The organism is Paraburkholderia haematera (assembly GCF_905220975.1).
GTDB classification, from domain to species: domain Bacteria; phylum Pseudomonadota; class Gammaproteobacteria; order Burkholderiales; family Burkholderiaceae; genus Paraburkholderia; species Paraburkholderia haematera.
Genome location: NZ_CAJNBK010000001.1, coordinates 197873 through 217084, shown reverse-complemented (window position 1 = coordinate 217084; position 19212 = coordinate 197873). Strand labels below are relative to the sequence as shown.

Annotated in this window: 20 protein-coding genes; 15 read left to right on the top strand and 5 right to left on the bottom strand. The window is 62.0% G+C overall.

Annotated elements, in window-relative coordinates; genetic code table 11:
• Positions 1–12: 12 nt before the first annotated feature.
• The 5 genes from KHO23_RS01085 to KHO23_RS01065 all read right to left on the bottom strand — a co-directional run bounded on the left by KHO23_RS01085 (position 13) and on the right by KHO23_RS01065 (position 4823).
• On the bottom strand, positions 13–396 hold the full coding sequence (locus tag KHO23_RS01085) for a GtrA family protein (RefSeq protein WP_211608743.1): 384 nt from the start codon (positions 394–396) through the stop codon (positions 13–15).
• Positions 397–403: 7 nt separating this feature from the next.
• Positions 404–1138 carry a class I SAM-dependent methyltransferase gene (locus KHO23_RS01080; RefSeq protein ID WP_211608742.1) on the bottom strand — a complete coding sequence of 245 codons (735 nt, stop codon included), beginning with the start codon at positions 1136–1138 and terminating at the stop codon, positions 404–406.
• Between the two features lie 18 nt (positions 1139–1156).
• Positions 1157–2206, bottom strand: coding sequence for a glycosyltransferase (locus KHO23_RS01075; protein ID WP_211608741.1), 1050 nt, complete (start codon positions 2204–2206; stop codon positions 1157–1159).
• 104 nt (positions 2207–2310) lie between these two features.
• A complete protein-coding gene (locus KHO23_RS01070) occupies positions 2311–3594 on the bottom strand; it encodes a glycosyltransferase family 87 protein (RefSeq protein WP_211608740.1) in 1284 nt (427 codons plus the stop codon).
• On the bottom strand, positions 3591–4823 hold the full coding sequence (locus KHO23_RS01065; RefSeq protein ID WP_211608739.1) for a glycosyltransferase family 87 protein: 1233 nt from the start codon (positions 4821–4823) through the stop codon (positions 3591–3593). The genes KHO23_RS01070 and KHO23_RS01065 overlap by 4 nt, the downstream gene beginning before the upstream one ends.
• 1073 nt (positions 4824–5896) lie before the next feature.
• On the opposite strand from KHO23_RS01065, the gene KHO23_RS01060 reads away from it, so the two are divergent.
• The 15 genes from KHO23_RS01060 to KHO23_RS00990 all read left to right on the top strand — a co-directional run bounded on the left by KHO23_RS01060 (position 5897) and on the right by KHO23_RS00990 (position 18946).
• Complete coding sequence (locus tag KHO23_RS01060; protein WP_211608738.1) at positions 5897–6067, top strand: Flp family type IVb pilin; 171 nt, start codon at positions 5897–5899, stop codon at positions 6065–6067.
• A gap of 150 nt (positions 6068–6217) precedes the next feature.
• Positions 6218–6382: a Flp family type IVb pilin gene (locus KHO23_RS01055; protein WP_236066715.1), complete on the top strand. Its 165-nt coding sequence runs from the start codon at positions 6218–6220 to the stop codon at positions 6380–6382.
• A 109-nt stretch (positions 6383–6491) separates the two neighbouring features.
• Positions 6492–6677, top strand: coding sequence for a Flp family type IVb pilin (locus KHO23_RS01050; protein WP_211608737.1), 186 nt, complete (start codon positions 6492–6494; stop codon positions 6675–6677).
• Between the two features lie 28 nt (positions 6678–6705).
• Complete coding sequence (locus KHO23_RS01045; protein ID WP_211608736.1) at positions 6706–7242, top strand: A24 family peptidase; 537 nt, start codon at positions 6706–6708, stop codon at positions 7240–7242.
• An 89-nt stretch (positions 7243–7331) separates the two neighbouring features.
• Positions 7332–8729: an ATP-binding protein gene (locus KHO23_RS01040; RefSeq protein WP_211608735.1), complete on the top strand. Its 1398-nt coding sequence runs from the start codon at positions 7332–7334 to the stop codon at positions 8727–8729.
• Between the two features lie 37 nt (positions 8730–8766).
• Complete coding sequence (gene cpaB / locus KHO23_RS01035) at positions 8767–9603, top strand: Flp pilus assembly protein CpaB (RefSeq protein WP_211608734.1); 837 nt, start codon at positions 8767–8769, stop codon at positions 9601–9603.
• Between the two features lie 104 nt (positions 9604–9707).
• Positions 9708–11660 carry a type II and III secretion system protein family protein gene (locus tag KHO23_RS01030; protein ID WP_211608733.1) on the top strand — a complete coding sequence of 651 codons (1953 nt, stop codon included), beginning with the start codon at positions 9708–9710 and terminating at the stop codon, positions 11658–11660.
• A gap of 21 nt (positions 11661–11681) precedes the next feature.
• A complete protein-coding gene (locus KHO23_RS01025; protein WP_211608732.1) occupies positions 11682–11993 on the top strand; it encodes a hypothetical protein in 312 nt (103 codons plus the stop codon).
• A gap of 23 nt (positions 11994–12016) precedes the next feature.
• On the top strand, positions 12017–13270 hold the full coding sequence (locus KHO23_RS01020) for a TadE/TadG family type IV pilus assembly protein (RefSeq protein ID WP_211608731.1): 1254 nt from the start codon (positions 12017–12019) through the stop codon (positions 13268–13270).
• 39 nt (positions 13271–13309) lie between these two features.
• A complete protein-coding gene (locus KHO23_RS01015) occupies positions 13310–13819 on the top strand; it encodes a TadE/TadG family type IV pilus assembly protein (protein ID WP_211609806.1) in 510 nt (169 codons plus the stop codon).
• Positions 13816–14280: a TadE/TadG family type IV pilus assembly protein gene (locus KHO23_RS01010; protein WP_211608730.1), complete on the top strand. Its 465-nt coding sequence runs from the start codon at positions 13816–13818 to the stop codon at positions 14278–14280. Before KHO23_RS01015 ends, KHO23_RS01010 begins: the two co-directional genes overlap by 4 nt.
• Before the next feature lie 26 nt (positions 14281–14306).
• Entirely contained in the window at positions 14307–15515 is a 1209-nt protein-coding gene (locus KHO23_RS01005) for an AAA family ATPase (RefSeq protein WP_211608729.1), read from the top strand.
• A gap of 20 nt (positions 15516–15535) precedes the next feature.
• The gene (locus tag KHO23_RS01000) at positions 15536–16906 is read left to right on the top strand and encodes a CpaF family protein (protein WP_211608728.1); all 1371 of its coding nucleotides are present in this window, start codon (positions 15536–15538) and stop codon (positions 16904–16906) included.
• A 51-nt stretch (positions 16907–16957) separates the two neighbouring features.
• Positions 16958–17935, top strand: a complete 978-nt coding sequence (locus tag KHO23_RS00995) for a type II secretion system F family protein (protein WP_211608727.1) — start codon at positions 16958–16960, stop codon at positions 17933–17935.
• 48 nt (positions 17936–17983) lie between these two features.
• The gene (locus KHO23_RS00990) at positions 17984–18946 is read left to right on the top strand and encodes a type II secretion system F family protein (RefSeq protein ID WP_211608726.1); all 963 of its coding nucleotides are present in this window, start codon (positions 17984–17986) and stop codon (positions 18944–18946) included.
• Positions 18947–19212 lie beyond the last annotated feature (266 nt).

The following is a 19212-nucleotide window of genomic DNA, read 5'->3' as shown; positions in this document are numbered from 1 at the left end:
TGGTGTGCGCACTCACGACTCTGCGTATGTCCACCGACGATGTGTGACAAAAGAAAGCGGCGTGACTGCGCAAATGACCATCGCAATCCCTATCCACGGTCCGGCCCCCGTAACCTGCGCGAGATACGACACCAGTCCGGTCAGAGCCGCACCGCCAAGCGACACGGTGACAAATCGCCAGACGTTCCGCACACGCAGCGAAGACGAAAAACTCCAGAGCGTATTGACGAGGTACGACCAGCAAGTCGCGCAAGCGAACGCGACCGTATTGGCAAGAGATTGCGACATACCCACGTGCAATATCAGCACGACGGCCACGCCGATATGCAGGCCGGTCGCCGACAGTCCGCATACGCCGAAGCGGATCAGTTTTATCAACTCAGTGCCTTTTTTCATGCCGGCGTCACTTCGCCGTCAGCACGGCGAGCAGCGACACGCCGCACGGCAACCCGCCATGTGAAACCCAGTGACGCTCGGCGCTGAAGATCCGATAGAGGAGCATGTTCAAAGCACCGGCTGGCGTGGTATCGCCACTCGACCGGTCGCGCCTGAGCAGACGATCGATAAACCGCACGGCAATCGCCAGCGGAAGCAGCAGCGTGTTGAAGTAAGTCACGCGTTCGATTCGATATCCTGCTTTGTCGGCGCACGCCGCGAGCCTCGACCGATCGTAGCGTCTGTGATGGTGAAGATAGACGTCGTGCGCGCTCCATAGCCATTGGTACGCCGGCACCGTCACGACGACCTTTCCGCCAGGGGCCAGTACCTCCCGCATGCGCGCAAGCGAGCCAACGTCGTCGGCGATGTGCTCAAGGCAATCGAAAAAGCAGATCAGATCGAAGCGTTCGCCGTCGAAAGGCAAGTCATCCGGGCAGCGCCCTGCGCGGATATCGAAACGCGTTCCGGTATTTTTCGCGGTGAGCATCCGCGCCGTCTCGTCCATCTCCATACCACTCACGCTGCCGAACTCGGCCAGCATGTCCAGATTGCCGCCGGTTCCGGAACCCACTTCGAGCACACGCGCACGGGACGGCAATGCAAGGCGGTGCAACACCGAACTCAAGACATCGCGCCGACCGCGAAACCACCAATGTCCGGCCTCGGTCTCGGCCATCTGCAGATAAGCATCAGGGGACATGATTCACGCCTCCACGAATCAGCGGCCGGCGAACCGCACGCGCTTGCGTGACGATTCGAGCCGGAGCGTGTTCGGCATGCGCGAGCTGTTGCGCCCGACGGGCAGCGTGCTGATTTTGCTATTTTCCTGATAGCGGCGACGCACGAGATAGACAGGCCGTCCCTTCGTCTCGTAGTAGATTCGGCCGATGTATTCGCCGACCACGCCAATCCCGATCAACTCGATACCGCCCATGAACAGCATCACGGAAAGCAGTGACGCGTAGCCCGGCACGGGATTGCCGAGCCACAGCGTGCGGCCAATGACGAAGCCGCCATACACAAAGGCCGCCGTGGCGATCGCAAGACCAATATAGCTCCAGCTCCGCAGCGGCACGGTGCTGAAACTCGTGATGCCTTCGAGCGCGAAATTCCACAGCCGCCAGCCGGAGAACTTCGAATGGCCGGCGCTGCGCGGTTCGCGCTGGTATTCGACAATCACGGTCCGATAGCCAACCCACGCAAACAGCCCTTTCATGAAGCGCCGCCGCTCCGGCAAGTTGCGCAATGCGTTGACGACCTGACGGTCCATCAAACGAAAATCGCCGACGTTTTCCGGAAGCTTCACTTCAGACAGCGCATTGTGAACGCGGTAGTAAATCGCGGCAGCGGTACGTTTCGCGAACGTGTCGCAAGCACGGTTGGTCCGTTTGGCGGCGACGACTTCCGCTCCTTGCCGCCAATGTTCAACCATGACCGGAATCAGGCTCGGCGGATCCTGCAGATCCGCATCGATAGGAATCACTGCGTCGCCCCACGCTTCGTCGATTCCGGCTGTGAGTGCCGCCTCCTTGCCGAAGTTTCGCGTGAGGTCGATCACACGTATGCGCGCATCACGCACGCTGGCGGCGATCAGCTTATCGAGCGTGCCATCGCTGCTGCCGTCGTTGACGCAGACTATTTCGAAACGCGTCGATTCAATCCCCTCGAGAACCGGAAGGATCTCGCTGAAGAACTGACCTACCGCCTCGCCTTCGTTATAGAACGGCACCACCAGTGAAATCAATGAAATATTATTTTGTTCAGACATGATTACCTCCCCGTAATTCTGATTTGACTCTGTGAGCCGGTGCGAAGCCAGGGCGCACATCGCTCACGTTTGTCGCCGGCGTTTCCTGCTCGCTGTGGTGATCTTCACTCGTCGGCGTAACGTTCGAACACCGGGGGCGCACGCCTTTCTAGCGCGATGCGCCGCACCAGCATCCCGAGCGTTGTCAGCGAGATCAAAGGCAAAAACTGGAACGGCCCGCAGGCAATAATCAACATGCCCCCGAGCGGCGCGATCCAGAGCACGATCAGCCATTCCCGTTCACCGCGCGCCCAGCCCGCGACCAGCGCGTGCCGGCAATACCACGCGATCAGCACACCGAACCAGGCGAGATCGTAGTCGTAGAGATAGGGGCTCACGAGCAGGCTCGCGCAGATCAAAGTTGCCGCACGCAGGGCGTACGAGCATTCACGGCTCCATGCGTAACAGACGGCTGCCGCGGCGATCAGCGCACTTGCGCCCTGCGCCGCGTAGGCGAGCACAACGGGTGCATGAACCAGCGTAGCGAGCGCGAATACACTCGGCACGCGTGCAAGCGTGGCGTGTGCTGACTCGATGCTGTAAGTGGCAATCCCGGTGTTATGCAGAAATGCTGTCAGCGTGTCCGTGCCGAACGCGAGCACCGCGAGCGCAAGCGTGACCCCGGCCGTCAACACGAAAGCCGCCAGCGCACGCCACGAACGGGCGCACAGCAGCGCCAGCGGAAACAGCACGACGAGCTGTGGCTTCATGCACAACAGGCCCAGACAGATCCCTGCAGCGACCGGCCGGCGACGCAACCATACAAGTCCGCCCCCTGCGAGCGCGGCTGTCAGCAAGCCGTTTTGCCCGACGCTGATGACGAAAAGCGCGCCGGGAAAGAACAGCACGGGCAGGATGGCCTGCCGATCCGGCACGATGGCCCGGATCGTCTTGACGAAGAGCACGTACGCGCCACCGAGCCACACCACCGCAGCGGCTTTATAGGGAAGGAGCGCGAGCGGAACGATCAGCAGCAGCGTGCTGGGCGGATACAGCCACGGCAGGATGCCGTTGACGGCGCCCAGGTACGGCACCGTGCCGATCTCGATCACGGACAGCGCGTGGACGTTATAGGCGTCGACTGCGTGCCCATGCAGGGCAAGAACTGCTGCGCTCCAGAACGGCAGGAAATCCACCACGAATGGGTTCATGCCGCTCAGCCCTTTCTGCTCGCTCAGCCGGATCAGAAAGATTGCGATGAACAATGTGTAGCACCCAAACGCGGTGATCGGGTATAGCCGCAGACGATCCGCGTTGAGCCAATGCGGACGTCTCTGCGGACCCGCTGCGTGCAATGCCGGCAACGGCCGGCATTTCGGCGACGCATGGCGGAACGCGTGCAGGTTCATGCCGCCTCCTGCACATCGAGCCGCGTGCGCCGCACGATAACGAGCAGAACAAGCAGCAACACGACCGGTCCGATTTGCGGCAAGTGAGTCACGCGATTGAAGAATTCATGTACCGGCAGCAGCCACGCAAGTACCAGAACGGCCTGCTCGCCGCGCCGCCAGCCCTTTTCAAACCCGCACGCAGCAAGACAGACGAGCGCAACACCGAGCCAGGTCAGTTCGTAGAACCATACGTAAGGATTCGCGAGCAGCGTGGCCACCGCAATCACCGCGGCACGCATCCGCAAATCGTCTGTGCGTCGCCATACATAGCACGCGGCCGCAGCAGCGATCAATGCGACACTGGCCTGTACGGCATAAGCCATGACGGCAGACGCATCCGCGAGACGCAGCGCGGCAAACGGCGTCGGAGAAGAAGGCCAGTACAGCGCGCGATTCTCGAGCACCAATTCTCGCGCCATGCTAGTGCCGACCATAAATGCGCGGAGCGACTGTGTGCCGCACACGAGCACACTGATTCCAACAAACCCCGCAGCACTGATTGCTGCGGCCCACATGGTTTTCCACGCACGCGCTGCGATCAGCACAACTGGAAATAACACGGCTAATTGCGGTTTGATTGCCAGCAAACCGATGCAGATGCCCGCGCGTACAGGATGCCGCTCGGTCCAGCGAACCGCGAACGCCATCAGCGCGGCGGTAATCAACGCATTCTGCCCAACGACTGCTGCAGCAAAGACGCCTGGATACGCAAGCACGACGAGGGCGGCAAATTGCGGGCGTCGAAAGTGAGCAGCGAAACCGGCAACGCCCTGCGTGCCGGCCGCAAACAGCCAGGCGCCGACGCACACGAACAGCAGATAGCAGATCGCGTACGGCAATAAGGAAAGCGGTGCAACGAGCAGCAGCAGTGTGGGCGGATAGAGCCACGGCAAAAAACCGTGCGCCCCAAAGAGCTCCGCTTCGGCCCGTGCAAACGTCGGATAGTCGTAGACCGCGGCCGGTGAACCGTTCAGCATCATGTGCGACGCAGTCCAGAATACTGAAAAGTCGACGCCGGGTCGGGAGACGTCCGTTGCCATGAAACCGCTGCTAGTCCACCCCCATGCCGCCAGCAGGATGGCGCAAAGCACGAGCATCGCGCAGCTGTACAGCAGCACGCGTTCGCGTGTCAGCCAGTTATGGATGCAACGTTCGGCGCCGAGCGCACCCCGATCCGAAAAGTACATGATCCCCGCCTCGCACGAAAGCCGGATATTTTTCTCATCCGGTCTATCTGATTTTTTGTTTCCATTCCTAAGCGAACGAAAGGATCATCGCGCGCTTGTGGTCGATTCATTGTTGTAGGAAATATTCTGACTTTCAAGCCATCGTTTTCCTAACCGACGGCGGCACCCGTCAGCAGCACGCGTCACCGCACAAATCCGACGCGTTTTTTAGCGTCCCGGAGGAGTCGCGTTTCAACATTGAAACGATTTGGACTGGCGAGCCCGCGGAAAGGATGCCGATCTGATCGATGCCGGCGTCCGAGCCGAACCAGGGTAAATCGCGAGACATTTTCCGCAGCGCGCCGAACGGCGGACCTCTCCGGGATTTCGCGCCTGGCGCATTGGGGTCCGAAATCGTCGCAGATTAGAAACACCCTGTGCGCCGGGAGTGGAATCGGGCGACAGCCAAATCGGGCTCAGCGCCGTATTTCCTGGCATTTGGGGAAGCTGGCCCAGAGCTTGCGAAGGAAAGGGCGCGGAAGTCGATGACGAGACGACCAGCACGATTCGGGTAGCAGGGACGAGGGAGAGCCTGAAGTGCGACTGGCGTCAACCACGGGGATGTTTCTCCACCTACGCAGCTGCGATCATTAAAGACAGCGCGGATGGAAAGAGAATAGCGGGTAGTCGCCGACTGACTAGCGGGCTCCGGCTTCGGCCGGAAGCCAATAACGAGCAACAGAAGGCGAGGACCACGACAATGAAGACCGATCAAACAAAACGACGGCCCCACCGTCGCCATAGCGACACCGGCTTCGCGTTCCCGGCAGCAATCACATCGATCATTCGCTGCGTGTGCCATCGCACAGACAATGATCTCCACAGACCATCCGCCCGGCAATTCGCCTTGCACGTGCTCTGCGGCCCGTTTTCTCGCAGTGACTCTTTCAACCCGATCGGCTTGCACGCATTAGCTTGCATTCCAACACGGTTGGCCTAGTCTCAGCGCCCTTTTTTTCTGCAGTGCCCAGCAGTACCTCCCCTCAGCCAATTCGGGCCAAGGGTTTTTAATTAGCTATCCAAAGGAGTTTGCCATGCAAAACATCATCGCCCAAGCTAAGCGTTTCGTTCGTGACGAAGATGGTGTGACCGCCATCGAATACGGACTGATCGCATCCCTGATCGCCGTCGCCATTATCGTCGCCGTAACGGCCGTTGGCTCAAAGCTGAGTACGCTCTTTACCACGATCGCGAGTGACCTGTAAGCGGCGCGCTGACGGACGATGACCAGCCGTTGAATTGTCCGTCTCCGCCGGGTCTTCGATTCAAGCAGCACTCCCTAACCAAGACAGGAGCGACCTATGAATGCGATGAGAGAAGCAGCACGACCCGTCGCGCCGCTTCAATTCCTCTGGATTGACGCAGCCCGTACCAAACGTTTCGTGCTGGACGAACAAGGCGTGACGGCCATCGAGTACGGCCTTATCGCGGCACTTATTGCGGTGACCATCATCGTTGCCGTAGCGCTAGTCGGGACAGATCTGAACGCGGTGTTCAACACCATCTCAAGTGAACTGTAGAGACGGGATTTGACGGGTGATCGGTTCTCCGTCTCTCCCGTCTTCCCAAGGACCATGACGTGTTTCACCGTCGAGCGGAACCGACGACGAGCCAATTCGGGAGATAGCCATGTACGCATGGAGCGACGTTGCAAATCAGTTGTTGCGGGACGACGGCGGTGTCACGTCGATCGAGTACCCGCTGATCGGGTCGCCCATTGCCGTGACGATCCTCGGCGCGGTCGCAACGCCAGGCAGCTCCGCGGGCAATCTCCATCAGCGCATCGCGACCAGAATCGCGACCGCGCGTGGATAAATGTAGACGAACCGGATCGAGACACGCCATGTTTCTGCCCCCACAACCTATTCCTGCATGCGTGATCGCGCTGGCCATCGTGACAGCCAGCACGGATCTCACTTGCCGGCGAATTCCAAACCGGATCATCGCGATCGGCCTCGCCGCTGCGCTTGTCGTGCAGGTCTGGCTAAACGGCCCGCTGGCCGGCAGTGCGGATTGGCTCGCAGGCGCCCTGACCGGTTTCGCGGTGTTGCTGCCCTTCTATCTGTTGCGGGGCATGGCCGCCGGCGACGTGAAGCTGCTGCTGACGATCGGCGCCTGGGTCGGACCGGCGATGACCGTCCGTATCGCCCTGGCAACGTTTGTCGCAGGCGGGGTCTGGTCGCTGTACGTCATCTTGCGTCACCGTCGCACGAGGCAATTGCTCGTGAATCTCTGGTGCATCGTTGGCAGCGCGTGGCGCCCTGGACAACAGATGGCCGGGAATCCTCACTACCAGCAGATCGAATCGGTTGGATCACTGCCTTACGGCGTCGCCATTGCCGTCGGGACATTAGGAGTGTTGTTCGCGTCGGCTGCCTAGCCGAAGAATCCGGGGCTGCCGCCCGCATGGGCAGCCAGAGCCGTACAGCCTGTGATGCCGGTCGCAATCCGGCGCTGGAGAAAAGAGCGATGAACCAGCAGAGCCATGAAAGCGGAAGTGTCGCGCAGGTTACGCACCTCCCGGAACCTGAACCGTCGTACGGCCGTCATGCGGAGGAATCCACCGTGTCGCTGCGTGCGCCGCGCACGCTCGCGGAAACCGGCCTGCCGCAGGAGTTCGTGACGCGTCTCGTACTCAAGTCCGTCCTGCTGCACGGCAAGTCGAATTTCGCGGATCTCGCCGAGCGGCACAAGCTGTCGGTGGGCGTACTCGACGACGTGCTGGCATTTCTCGTGCGCGAGCACCTGGTCGAGATCACCCACCGTGGCACGCATGACATCGACGTGCAGCTTCGTCTCACGGACAGCGGCCGCAATCTCGCACAAGACGAAATGACGCGCTGCAGATATTGCGGCCCTGCCCCCGTCGCGTTCGACAGCTATGCGGCAAGTGTGCGCGAACACTCGATTCGCTGGGTCCGCATCACGCAGAGCGACGTCAGTGCGGCATTCCACGACGTGGTTATCGACCACGCGCTGCTCGATGCAGCCGCGGCATCGCTCAATGCCGGACGGCCTTTGATGCTGCACGGCCTCGCCGGCAGCGGCAAGACGTTTCTCGCCGAGCGGCTCGGACTGCTGCTGCGCGGCAACGTGCCGATTCCCTATGCACTCTACGTCGGCGGCGAAATCGTGCAGCTTTACGACACGCTCGTGCATCGCGATGCACCCGAGCAGAATCAGGCGCAGGCGAGCGACCGGCGCTGGCGCATGTGCTCCCGCCCCGTGGTGATCTCCGGCGGCGAACTGACGCTCGAATCGCTCGACCTGCGCTATGACGCCACGGCCGGTTTCTACCAGGCGCCGCCGCACATGAAAGCGAACATGGGTCTGTATATCGTCGACGATCTTGGGCGCCAGCGTATCGCGCCGCACGACCTGCTCAACCGCTGGTTGATGCCGCTCGATCGGGGTGTCGATCAGTTCACGCTGCAATCCGGCTCGCGCTTCATTGCGCCGTTCGACGTGTGGCCGGTGTTCTCGTCCAATCTCGCTCCGGCCCAATTCGACGACGCATTCCTGCGCCGGCTCGGCTCGAAGCTGTACGTCGGCCCCTTATCGGTCGACGACTATCGCGCGGTCTTCAACGCGCGCTGTGCCGCGCTCAAGCTCACGGCCGTGCAAACCTCATTCGATTACCTGCTTCACAACCTGCATCTCCCAAGCGGCAAACCGTTCCTGGCCTGCTATCCAGGCGATCTGCTCAATCTGGTCGCCGCCACGGCGCACTACCGCGGCACGGCGCGCGAAGTGACGGGGGAAGGACTGCGCGAAGCATGGCACAGCTATTTCGGCACCGCGATGGACCACGACAGTACCTACCCACCTACGGCCGACCGGCCGGGCCAACAGTTGGCCGCCGGTTGACCGGTAAGTGTCCAACGACCTACGCAGGAGTATCACCATGAAAAACAGTCGCGCTTTAGTCATGCTGGCCGTCGCCATGCTGGCCGGTCTGGCCGCCGTGGTTTTTGCTTCACGATGGCTGATCCAGACCTCGTCGAATGCGGTCACGCCGATCGCCGTCGCAGCGGGCGACGTCAGTCTCGGCGAGCCGCTCAACGCCAGCCTGATCCGCACCGTCAACTGGCCGACGGGAAGTGTGCCGCCCGGTGCATTCACCGATCCTAAAACGCTCGAGGGCCGTGTGGTGCGTACAAGTCTCGGACGCGGCGAGCCCGTGATCGAGTCGAAGCTCGCACCGGTCGGCACCAAAGGCGGCCTCTCCGCTGTCATAGGCGAAGGCAACCGCGCCATCACGGTTCGTGTCAACGACGTGGTCGGCGTTGCAGGCTTCGCGCTGCCGGGCAACTACGTCGACGTCATCGTGAACACGCAGGAGCCAGGCAAGAGCGACGCTCAACAAAGCATCTCCAAGATCGTGCTGGAAAAGATCCTGGTGCTCGCGGTGGCCCAGCAGGTCAATCGCGACGACACGGCGCCAAAGGTTGTCAACGCGGTCACGCTCGAAGTCACGCCTGACCAGGCGGAAAAACTCGACCTCGCGCGCAGCGTCGGCACGTTGTCGCTGGTGCTGCGCAACCAGGTTGACAAGGCCACGCTGCCGACCGGCGGCGCCACGAAGTTCACGCTGCTCGGCACGCCTGTCGCCGCACCGGCCTCGGCACCGGCAGCGTTACCCGCACGTCCGGCGCGCGTGCACTACGCCGCACGACCAGCGGCGAAGCGAGACTGCGTCGGCGTGCTCTCGGGCGTGCTGGGCAGTGTCGAATGTTTCTAGGCCGGATGCGGCGGTATCGGCGAAGACGAGCCGCCGCAACTGGCACCACCAAGGCAAATAACGGAAGTCTCGATCGACCGATGTCGAGAAACGGGGGCAGGAAAATGAAAACGAAACTGAGGTTCTCAACCGGTGGTGCGATGCGTAGCCGCTCGCTGAGCGGCGTCGTACTCGCCTCGGCGTTGTGCACCGGATTGCTTGTCGCACAAAGCGGCGCAGCGCAGGAAGCGGTCGAGGGCCCCGCGCTCGCGAAGGCCCGGCCGAATGCACCGCTGCCGGTAGGCCGCGCGCCAACGCCGATGCTGGTCAGCATGGCACCGATGCCAGCCGGCGGGGCAGGCAGCGCTTCCGCGCCGCTGCGCGGCCCGAACTGTACCGGCGAGATCCACGAGCAGACCAGCGTCGTCGTGCCGGTTGGCAAGTCGACACTCCTGCCGCTCGCCGAACCGGCACGCAACCGCACGCTCGGCAATCCAACGATCGTGCAAGCCACGCTGGTGTCGCCGCGCACGCTTTACCTCGTGGGCATGGCGGTCGGCACGACCAACATGATCGTTCAGGGACGCAGCGGTGGATGCCAGATCATCGACGTGATCGTCAACATCGACGCCAACGGCTTGCAGCAATCGCTTGGGCAACTGTTGCCCAACGAGCGCGGCATCCGCGTATCGACCGCCGCGGGCAACCTGGTACTCGGGGGTCACGTGTCGAGTTCACCGTCTGCCCAGCAGGCCCTGGAGATCGCCAGGGCCTATGCGAGTGCCCAGCCCACCCAGCAATCGCAGAGCGGGTCCGGCACCCTCGGCAGCGGGCCCAACGTGAACCAGCAGAGTTCGAGCACCAGCAAGGCAGCCGACGTGATCAACATGATGACGGTCGATGCGCCGCAACAGGTGATGCTCGAAGTCAAGGTGGCCGAGGTGTCGAAGACGCTCATCAACCAGATGGGTGCGTCGCTCAACATTCAGGGCGGTTTCGGCTCATGGAGTGGCGCGCTCGTAAGCAATCTGCTGGCCGGCGTCACGAGCCTCATCGCGGGTAGCAAGGCGAACAACCGTCCGCTCAACTTCGCGATCGATGCGCAGAAGACGGACGACCTAGTCAAGATCCTCGCCGAGCCGAATCTGGTGGCGATCAGCGGCCAGGAGGCCACCTTCCTCGCCGGCGGCAAGATCTTCATTCCGGTGCCGCAGAGCAGCAGCACGGGCGCCACGACCATCACGCTGCAGGAAGAGGAGTTCGGCGTCGGCCTGAAGTTCACGCCGACCGTGCTGACCAATGGCCGCATCAACCTCAAGGTCGCACCTGAAGTGTCCGATCTGTCGCCGACCGGCATCACGCTCAGCGCAACCAACGTGAGCGGCGTGTCGATTCTGCCGCTCATCACGACGCGCCGTGCATCGACGATGGTCCAGATAAGCGACGGCGAGTCCTTTGTGATCGGCGGGCTCATGAAGAGCAACGTGACCGGGGCGCTGAAAGCCATACCCGGCATCGGCGAAGTGCCGGTGCTCGGCGCGCTGGCGCGCAGCACGTCGTTCCAGCAGGACCTGACGGAACTGGTGTTCATTATCACGCCGCATCTCGTCAAGCCGCTGCAAACCGCCGACCTCCCGCTGCCTACGGACAGCTTCTCACAAGCGAACGAGGCCGACGTCTACGCGACCGGCAACATGGAAGGCCGTCACCCGAAAATGCGTGCCGCGCCTGCCGGCGCTGCTCCGGCCGCTTCGCCGATGCCGGCTCCGGCTTCGGTGAGCCCACCGGCACCGCTGCCCTCGCCCGCACCGGCGCCGCAACCGCCCACCGGGCCCGTTGCAACAGCGTTGCCGCAGGCGGACCCGCAGGCCGCGGCGCCCAGCACCGACCGGTCGCGCGTCATGCCAGATGCGGCGCCCGCCAAGGCGGCCGCGCCAGCGGACACGGCGCCATCCGCGCAGACCGAACAGGCGGCCCGTGCCGCCCGTATCGAAAGCGCTGCGGCAAGGATCGCCGCCCGCAAGGTTCGGCAAGACGTCGCGAATGCGGACGCTTCCACCCACGCGGTCGAACATTGATGTGATGCCAAGGGGAATCTCATGAAACACGAACACTTTGCTTTCGCACGCTGGGCCGCGCTCATCGTGCCGGTCTGTGCAGCGCTGGGCGGTTGCCTGTCCAGCACGCCGATCTGGGACGCGCATTTTGGCGAGGCGCTCAAAACCGTCACCCAGGCGCAGATCATCGATCCGCACGCAGCAGAACACGCACAGTCGGCTCAGGGCGTGGACGGCAAGTCCGCCGCTTCGGCGATGGACACCTACGACAAGTCATTCCAACAACCCGCACCATCGCCGAACGCGTTTGTCATCGGCATCGGCAGCGGGGGCGGCGGGGCCAGCGGTCAGTAATAAAAACAGGCACGGGGGGCGTCATGCGTAGCGGCAATCAGTCAGGCAGGTGCGGTGCAACTCGTCGAGGCGAGCGCGGCGCCGTGTCCATCATCGTTGCGGTGTCGCTCGTGGCACTGATCGGCTTCGTCGGTCTCGCGCTCGATCTCGGCAAGCTGTACGTGACCCGAAGCGAGTTGCAAAACAGCGCCGATGCCTGTGCGCTGGCCGCCGCGCGCGATCTCACCGGCGCGACTGTCAATCTGTCTGTCTCCGAGGCGGCCGGCATCACAGCCGGCCACCTCAACTACGCGCTGTTCCAGAGCGGCGCCGTGCAGATGACAACAGAAAGCAGCGTGCTGTTCAGCGATTCGCTGAACAATCCGTTCCTGCCGAAGAGCTCTGTCGCCACTCCGGCCAACATCAAGTACGCGAAATGCACGACGTCTAAAGCGAACATTGCGAACTGGTTCATCCAGGTGCTTGGCGCGTTCAGCGGCACGAGCATAGCCAATGCAACCGTGTCCGCCACGGCCGTCGCAACTGTCGGTGCCGCGCAAACCACGTGCGCGATTCCGGCGTTCATCTGCAAGGCGGGAACGGAGACCACGCCGCCGACTGCAGGCGAGACGTATACGGTCGGGCAGTGGATCGCGTCGAAAACCGGCGCCTCGCCGGCTTACGGCCCCGGAAACTTTGGATGGGCGGCCCTCGACGGCAGCAACAGTGCCAATGAGATCAAGAATGAATTGACCGGGAATTATTGCGCCCTACCCGCCGTCGGCGCGAATATCGGCTCGACCGGCAACAAGGTCGCCGACTCAGGAGCCTGGAATACTCGGTTTGGTATCTATGGCACCTCGTACAAGGGACCTGCCGACGGCGAGCCCGATTTCACAGGGTTCGCGTACACCCCAACGACGTGGACCGCGCAGAGCAACGCATATAGCGACTTCGTCAACGAACGCAAAACGTTTCAGCCCTATCAGGGCGACAAGGTCACCGGCTCCAGCACCAAAGGCACGTATAGCGCCAGCAACTACCCGCTCGGCGCCGACCGGCGTCTCGCACTCGCCCCCGAACTGGATTGCGGCGTACTGGCGAGCAGCCACCAGGCTCCGGTCACTTCCTGGGATTGCGTGCTGATGCTCGACCCGATGGACACCGGCGGGACAGCCGGCCCCGTCCATCTGGAGTACCGCGGTTCATCGTCGAATCCGGGAAGCCCATGTGCCACGCAAGGCGTTCCTGGCTCCGGCAGCTCCGTCGGGCCGCAAGTACCTGTGTTGCTGCAATAGGGGACTGTCATGAACAAACGCTCTAACCGTCCAGCACGCATGCGCGGTGTCGCCGCGGTGGAATTCGCCATCGTGCTGATTCCGCTCGTGACGCTCGTCGCCGGCGTGGCCGAATTCGGCCACGCGATTTACCAGTACGAAGCACTCACGAAAGCCACGCGCGACGCCGCCCGCTATCTGTCCACTTACCTGCCGTCCGATACCGCCTACCCGATCGCGCAGGCTCAGTGCCTCGCCGTCTATGGCAGTACGACGTGCCCGGCGTCGGGCAGCGGAACGGAGCTCGTCACCGGTTTGACGACCTCGATGGTGATCGTGTGCGACAGCGCGCACACAACCAGTTGCGCCGACGCCTCCGACCCGGCGCAGTTCGCCAGCGTCCCGACCTACGACAACGACAACGGAGTCGGTCCTTCGAACGCAGCCGGCAGCATCAACCTCGTCGAAGTCAAGATCAAGGGGTATCCGTACTCCCCGATCCTGAACTACTTCAATCTGTCGACGCTGAGGTTCGGCAACATCGTCACCGTGATGAGGCAAGTGTCATGAACCAGCGCTCTGTTTCCCGGCCATTCCGGCTGCGCGCACAACGTGGTGCTGCCGCCGTGGAGTTCGCGCTGGTCGCAGGCATCCTGTGCACCTTGCTGATCGGCGTTTGCGAACTGGGCCGTGTGCTCTTTTACTGGAACACCGCGAGTGAAGCCGTGCGCCTCGGCGCGCGTACCGCCACGGTTTGCGATGCCGATGCCGCGGTGATCAAAAGCAGGATTACAAACCTGCTGCCTCTGCTCGCCGCGTCCAACGTGAACGTCACGTACACACCGTCCGGTTGCGATTCCGACGCCACCACGGCACGCAACACGTGCACGTTAGTCACCGTCAGCGTGACCAACGTCAGCGTGAGAACCATGATTCCGTTCGTGCCCCTCACGCTCACGATGCCCCCGCTCACGACCACCCTGCCGCGCGAAAGTCTCGCGTCGTCGACGGGCGGCACCGTCTGTCAATAACACAACATATCCAGGCAGCCACGATCATGATCAACATTCTCATTACTTCGGAAAACGCCGCACGGTTGGCCCAAATCGTGAGTCTGATCGGCGAATGCGGCAACTACCGCACGACCCGCATGGCCGGCAAACCATCGTCGCTGGTAGAGCGCGGCGACAGCCTGGACGCCTTCGATGTGCTGATCGTCGACGCATCGTCGCTCGAAGGCGCCGAGCTTCCGGTCGTCGGCAAGCTGTGCCATCAGCGCCCTCACGTCACGTCCATCCTGGTGATTCCCGATGCGTCGCAGCAGACGCTGATCGAAGCCATGCGTGCCGGCTTTCGCGACGTGCTCGGCTGGCCGCTCAACAAGGCTTCGCTCTGTGAAGCGCTTTCGCGCATCGAGAGTCAGCGGGCGTCGAGCGCCGCGCACGAAACGCAGATCGTGTCGTTCCTGTCCTGTAAAGGCGGAGCGGGAACCAGCTTCATCGCGAGCAACGTGGCTCATGCGATCGCAGAGAGTCAGCAAAAACGTGTGCTGCTGATCGACCTCAATCAGCTTTTCGGCGACGCGGCCTTTCTCGTCACCGACGAAAAACCACCCTCGACCCTGCCGCAAATGTGCGCGCAGGTAGAACGGATGGACGCGGCCTTCCTCGACGCCTGCCTCGTGCACGTGAGCGACACGTTCCATATACTCGCCGGCGCCGGTGACCCGATCAAAGCATCGGAGATCAAGGAAGAAAGACTCGAATGGATTCTGGGCGTCGCCGCTCCGCGCTACGACCTGGTGATCTTCGATCTCGGCCAATCGATCAATCCACTGTCCATCCTGGCGCTCGATCGCAGCAACCAGATTCATCTCGTCCTGCAGGCGAGCATGCCGCATGTACGCGCGGGCCGACGTCTGCAGGAGATTCTGGCGTCGCTCGCCTATCCGCCTGACCGTACCCGGCTGCTTCTGAACCGGTACACGCGCCATGGGGAACGCGCACGGGCCGCGCTGGAGGAAGTACTCGGCATGCGTCCCTATCAGGTCATCCCGGAAGACACCGAGACCGTCTCGGAATCCGTGAACCATGGCGTGCCTATCGCGAAGCTGAACCGCAATAACGCCGTGTCGCGCAGTCTGCTTGCGCTCGCGAACAACATTGTCAGCCTGTCGGCAGGATCCGAGGGCGGCCGCGTAAGGGGCGAGCCGCTGCTCACCCGCTTCTTCGGACGCAGCCCGGCACCAAAGCTCAAGGCTATGTGATACCACTCCAGGAGACCATCATGTCACTGCGTGAACAGATTTCCGCTCAAAACGTGCAGCCGTTCGGCGGGCGCGAAAACAGCCAGCACTCGCCGACTCACATGGCACGGAGTGCTTATCAGAAATTGAAACGAGAAATACATCAGTGCGTGCTCGATCGCGTCGAACTGGAACGTCTGGCGCGGATGCCGGTCGAGCAGGTGCGCCACGAAATCGGCGCGCTCGTTACGCGTATTCTCGAAGAAGAGAAGGCGCCGGCCAACGACCTCGAACGCCGGCAGCTGGTGATCGACGTCTATGACGAGATGTTCGGGTTCGGCCCCCTGGAAAGCCTGCTGCGCGATCCGACGATATCCGACATTCTCGTCAACACGCACCAGCACACCTACGTCGAACGCAAAGGGCGGCTCGAACTGACCGACGTGACGTTCTACGATGACGCGCACCTCATGAAGGTGATCGAGAAGATCGTGTCGCGCGTCGGACGCCGGATCGATGAATCGAGCCCGATGGTCGACGCACGTCTTCCAGACGGCTCACGGGTCAATGCAATCATTCCGCCCTCCGCCGTGGACGGACCGCTGCTCTCGATCCGGCGCTTCGCCGCCAATCCGCTGCAAGTCTCCGACCTGATCCAGTTGCAGAGCCTCACGCCGCCGATGGCGGAAGTGCTCGATGCCCTGGCGCGCGCCAAGGTGAACATCCTGGTGTCGGGCGGGACCGGCAGCGGCAAGACAACCCTGCTCAACGTGCTGTCGGGATTCATTCCGGACGATGAGCGCATTGTGACCATCGAAGACGCGGCGGAACTGCAGATGCGGCAGCAGCATGTGCTGCGGCTCGAAACGCGTCCGCCGAACATCGAAGGACGCGGCGAGATCACGCAACGCACGCTAGTGCGCAATGCCCTGCGGATGCGGCCCGACCGCATCATCCTCGGCGAGGTGCGCGGAGCCGAGGCGCTCGACATGCTCAACGCGATGAACACCGGTCACGAAGGATCGCTCGCCACCATCCACGCGAATACCCCGCGCGATGCGCTAACTCGCCTCGAAAACATGATCAACCTCGGCGGCCTGTCGCTGCCGACCAAGACCATGCGCCAGCAGATTTCATCGGCGATTTCGGTGGTGGTCCAGGCGGCCCGGCTGACGGACGGGCGACGCAAGATTGTCAGCATTCAGGAAATTACCGGCATGGAAGACGACATCGTCAACATGCAGGAAATCTTTGCGTTCAGGCGAACCGGTATCGATGAGAACGGCAACGTGCGCGGGCGGTTTTGCGCGACCGGCGTCCGGCCCAAATTCGCCGAGCGCCTGCACGCATTCGGCATCGCTCTGCCCGACTCGATCTACGATCCCGGACGCCATTTCGAAACAACCACGTGATCCAGCCGACCCAATCCGCTGACTGACTCGTTGCGGTCTCAGGAGACACGCATGACCCCGATCTTTTATGCATTCGCCATCTTGCTGTTCCTCGCTGTCGTGCTCGCACTCGAGGGCGGTTATCAGTGGTGGAACAATCGTCACGGTCCGGCCGCCCGCAGGATTGAATCGCGTATCCGGGCATTGTCCGCCGGCGGCCAGGTTCATAAGGAACGCTTGACGATCCTGAAGCAGCGCATGCTGAGCGAGTCGGCACTGCTCGACAAGCTGCTGATGCGACTGCCTCGCATCCAGACGCTCGACCTGTGGATCCAGCAATCCGGGCTCAAGTGGTCGATTGCGAGGTTGATCGGTACGACCTTCGTTCTGCCTGCAACCGTGCTCGCCGTGGCCACACTCACGCCCGTACCGACGATGTTCGCCGCACTCGGCGCCTTGTCCGCATCGGTGCTGCCGTTCCTCCATGTGAGCCGGCGGCGTAGGCAGCGACTGCGCCAACTTGAACGCCAGTTGCCTGACGTTGCCGATATGATTAGCCGCGCGTTGCGAGCAGGACATGCGTTCTCTAGCGCAATCGGCATGGTCGGCACCGAGTTCGCCGAGCCCATGGGGGGTGAATTCCGCATCACCTTCGACGAAATCAACTACGGTGTCTCACTGAACGAGGCCTTGATGAATCTCGCGACGCGCGTACCGATCCGTGATCTGCGTTACTTCGTGATCGCCGTCCTCATTCAGCGTGAGACGGGCGGCAATCTCGCGGAGATACTGGACAGCATTGCAACGCTGATCCGCGAACGCATGAAGCTGTTCGACAAGATCCGCGTGCTGTCGGCCGAGGGCAAGTTGTCGGCGTGGATACTTGGCCTGCTGCCGTTTGTCACTGCGGGGCTCATGATGGTCCTTAACCCCACTTTCCTTGAAGTGCTGTGGCAGGACCCGGCCGGCATCAAGGTCATCGAGACGGTGGTGTTCTCTATGTTATGCGGCGTGCTGTGGATGCGGCGCATCGTGAAGATTCGCGTCTGACTGCACTTTTCGCACACGCGCCGCAGATCAGGATATTAAGGAGCTGTCATGCAAACGCTCGACTCGATGCATATGCTGTTGCTGGTCGGCCTTTTCGCCGTGGTGTTCGGCGCGGTACTCGCCGCAATGTTGCTATTCTCGCCGCGCGATATGCGACGGCGTATCGAACAGGCAGGCGGGACCAGCCTCCCCATGTCCGACCCCGGCAGCATGCCGACAGGCTCAGCATGGCTCGAAAAGCTCGCCGAGATTTCGCAGCCGATTTCGAAACTGTCGATCCCGGCTGAGGGCTGGGAAAACTCGGCACTGCGCGTGCAAATGATGAATGCGGGTTGGCGCACGCAGGGGGCCGCCGCGCTCTATTTCGCCGCGAAAACCTTGCTCGCGCTCGCGCTGCCGCTGACTGCACTGACGTGGCTGGCCAATAGCTCGCTCGCGACGCAGCAGTACCTGTTGGTGTCCTTGCTCGCCCTGCTCGGCGCGATCGGCTACTACCTGCCGAATTTCGTGCTGACGCGCCGCATTGCATGGCGCAAACGCGCAATTTTCGAAGATTTTCCCGACGCGCTCGACCTGCTAACGGTGTGTGTCGAAGCGGGCCTCAGCCTCGACGCGGCGTTGATGAAAGTGGCGGGAGAAATCGAACTGCGCAGCCCGGTGGTCGCCAGCGAATTTCAACTGATGCTGCTCGAAATGCGCTCCGGATTTGCCAAGGAGAAGGCGTTACGCAATCTTGCCCTGCGCACCGGTGTTGAAGATGTCGATTCCTTTTGCGCAATGCTGGTTCAGGCCGAACGCTTCGGCACCAGCATCGGCGCCTCGTTGCGCGTGCTGTCGGACATGCTGCGCTCACGCCGCCGGACGCGCGCCGAAGAACAGGCGTCGAAGATCGCGCTGAAACTGCTGTTTCCGCTCATTTTCTGTATCTTTCCTGCCCTTCTTACCGTCCTGCTGGGGCCGGCATTTATCCATATCTACAGGACTCTCCTCCCCACTTTGAGCGGCGGCTAGCAGGTGGTCGAACGGGTTGGACTGCCAGGGCAACCTAGGTATAAACACACATTTATCCGCTGGTGAATCGGGACGTTAACCCTGTATAGAAGCTTTGCGTACCTCGTTGCGGCAGCATCAAGATTCTTTTTTTGCGGCGTTCGCAGCGAGTAGCATCGACCTGTCGGACGACGTTGCGGCGCCGATTTTCGGGCGGGCAGTGAAGTAAGAAAGAAGGAAAGGGGAAATATCGTGCCAAAATCACCTGACCGTTTTCCGACGAGCTC